We start from the raw sequence: 2510 nt of genomic DNA on the forward strand, positions 1-2510 counted from the left end.
TTACCACCCTGCGGGGCAATACTCCGGTGCAGGCGGTGTTCTGCGGCAAGGCGGAAGATGCCGACTACCGGGCTCAGGTTACCGGCGGCGACGGAGTCAGCCATATCCACTGCCACATTACCACTCCTAAAATGGAGCGGGACGTCAAGATCCCTGCCCTGGGAGAGCACATGATTTACCCCACCCTCATCGCTGCGGCGGTGGGCGAGCACTTTGGTCTCACCCCCGATGAGATCGAGGACGGCATTGCCCGTTTTGTTCCCACCCGCATGCGGATGAACGTGATCCAGCGGGAGGGGGAGATCACCATTCTGGATGACTCCTACAACGCCAATCCCCAGTCCATGCGGGCGGCCATCAGCGTGCTGGCCGACACCCACAGCAGCTGGAAGGTGGCCATTCTGGGCGATATGTTTGAGCTTGGGCCCTATGCGCCCGCTCTCCACGCCGGAGTGGGGGACTACCTGGGCAAGCGGGGCATTGACTGCCTGGTAGCGGTAGGCAAGCTGTCTGAGCATATGGCTCAGGGGGCACGGGAGGCAGGGGTACCCATGGTCTATTCCTGCGCGGACAAGGAGGCGGCCAAGGTCGTGCTGCCTCAGGTGGTGCGCCCGGACAGCACCATTCTGGTGAAGGCCTCCCGGGGCATGGCTCTGGAGGAGCTCACCGCTCAGCTGCTTACCCTTTGCTGAAGAGAGAATAAACCACGTAAGAGGACGTTATGATCGATATTTCCGTATCCAATCTGGTCAAAGAATTTGAGGTTGGAAATAAAATATTGAATGGCCTGACCTTCCAGGTGGACACGGGGGAGCGGGTTGGTCTGCTGGGGCCCAACGGCTGCGGCAAGACCACCCTGCTCCGCATTCTCACCGGGGTCATGGACTACGACGAGGGAGATGTGGTGCTGGCCCCTGGAAAGCGGCTGGGCCTCATCTCCCAGATCCCTGTTTACCCTGCGGGCTACACCGTGGAGGACGTACTGGCTACCGCCTTCGAGCCTCTGCACCGCATGGAGGGGGAGATGACCCAGCTGGCCACAGAGATGGCCCAGGGAAACACCGACCCGGCGGTGATGAGCCGGTATGATAAGCTCACCGCCGCCTTTGAGGCCGCCGGAGGCTACGACACCCAGACCAAGACCAACAAAGTCTGCAACGGCCTGTCCATTCCCCAGGCCATGCGGGAGCAGCTCTTCGACAAGCTCTCCGGCGGGGAAAAGACCCGGGTAAACCTGGCCCGTCTCATTCTGGAGGACACCGACATCCTCCTGCTGGACGAGCCCACCAACCACCTGGACCTGCGGGCCACCGAGTGGCTGGAGGAGTATCTGGAGAAATTCAAGGGCACCGTGCTCACCGTGTCCCATGACCGCTACTTTTTGGACAAGGTGGTAGACCGGATCATTGAGATCCAGGAGGGCAAGGCGGAATTTTACTCCGGCAACTACAGCTTCTACGCCGTGGAGAAGGAGCGGCGGTACGAGGAAAAGCTCAAGCAGTATGAGAAGGAGCAGGCCAAGATTCAGCAGCTGGAGAAGGCCGCCGAGCAGCTGCGTACCTGGGCCTACTCGGGCATGGACAAGACCTTCAAGCGGGCCCAGTCCATGGAGAAGCGAATCGAGCGCATGCGGGTCACCGACCGCCCCAAAAAGAAGCGGAAGATGGAGGTGCGCTTTGGCGAGCGGGAGTTCCGGGGAGACGAGGTACTCACCATCAAGAACCTGAAGAAATCTTTCGGAGACCGCACCCTGTTTTCCGACGTGAACCTGGAGGTGGCAGGGGGCGAGCGCATCGCCCTGCTGGGAGACAATGGTACCGGTAAGTCCACCCTCATTAAGATTTTGATGGGGGAGGAGGAGCCCGACAGCGGAAAGCTCCGCATGGGCCCCACCGTAAAGATCGGCTATCTGCCCCAGATCATTCACTTCAGCCATCCGGAGCGCAGCCTGGTGGACACCATGCTCTACGACTTGGATTGTACCGCCCAGACCGCCCGAAACCGGTTGGCCGCCTTCAAATTCCGGGGGGAGGACGTATTCAAGCCCGTCTCTGCCCTTTCCGGCGGCGAGCAGAGCCGCCTGCGGCTGTGTATGCTCATGGACGCAAAAATTAATCTGCTCATCCTGGACGAGCCCACCAACCATCTGGATATCCAGAGCCGAGAGTGGATCGAGGAGGCGGTGGAGGAGTATGAGGGCAACCTGCTCTTTGTCTCCCACGACCGCTATTTTATCGAGCGCTTTGCCAGCCGCATCTGGCTGCTGGAGGACGGACACATTACCGACTTCAAGGGTACCTATGAGGAGTTCCAGGCCGCACGGGCTAGGGGTCAGTTCAGCAAAGCAGCTCCTGCCGCACCGGTGCAGGCTGCAAAGGCTCCGGCAGAAAAGAAGGAGAAGCCCAAGCGCCCCGGCGGTACCAAGATGCTGGAAAAAGAGGTGGCCGCCGCCGAACGGGCGGTTGGCAAGGCCGAGGAGCAAATGTACGACCTTACCCAGCAGATGGAGG

At 60.5% G+C, this 2510-nt stretch carries 2 protein-coding genes; both read left to right on the top strand.

What is annotated here, in order from left to right; genetic code table 11:
* The coding region (locus ACLTXB_RS18595) for a glutamate ligase domain-containing protein (RefSeq protein WP_428227969.1) at window positions 1–692 on the top strand (692 nt) is incomplete at its 5' end.
* A 29-nt stretch (window positions 693–721) separates the two neighbouring features.
* On the top strand, window positions 722–2510 hold a 1789-nt coding region (gene abc-f / locus ACLTXB_RS18600), incomplete at its 3' end, for a ribosomal protection-like ABC-F family protein (protein ID WP_428227970.1).

It is taken from the genome of Flintibacter sp. (genome assembly GCF_046973065.1).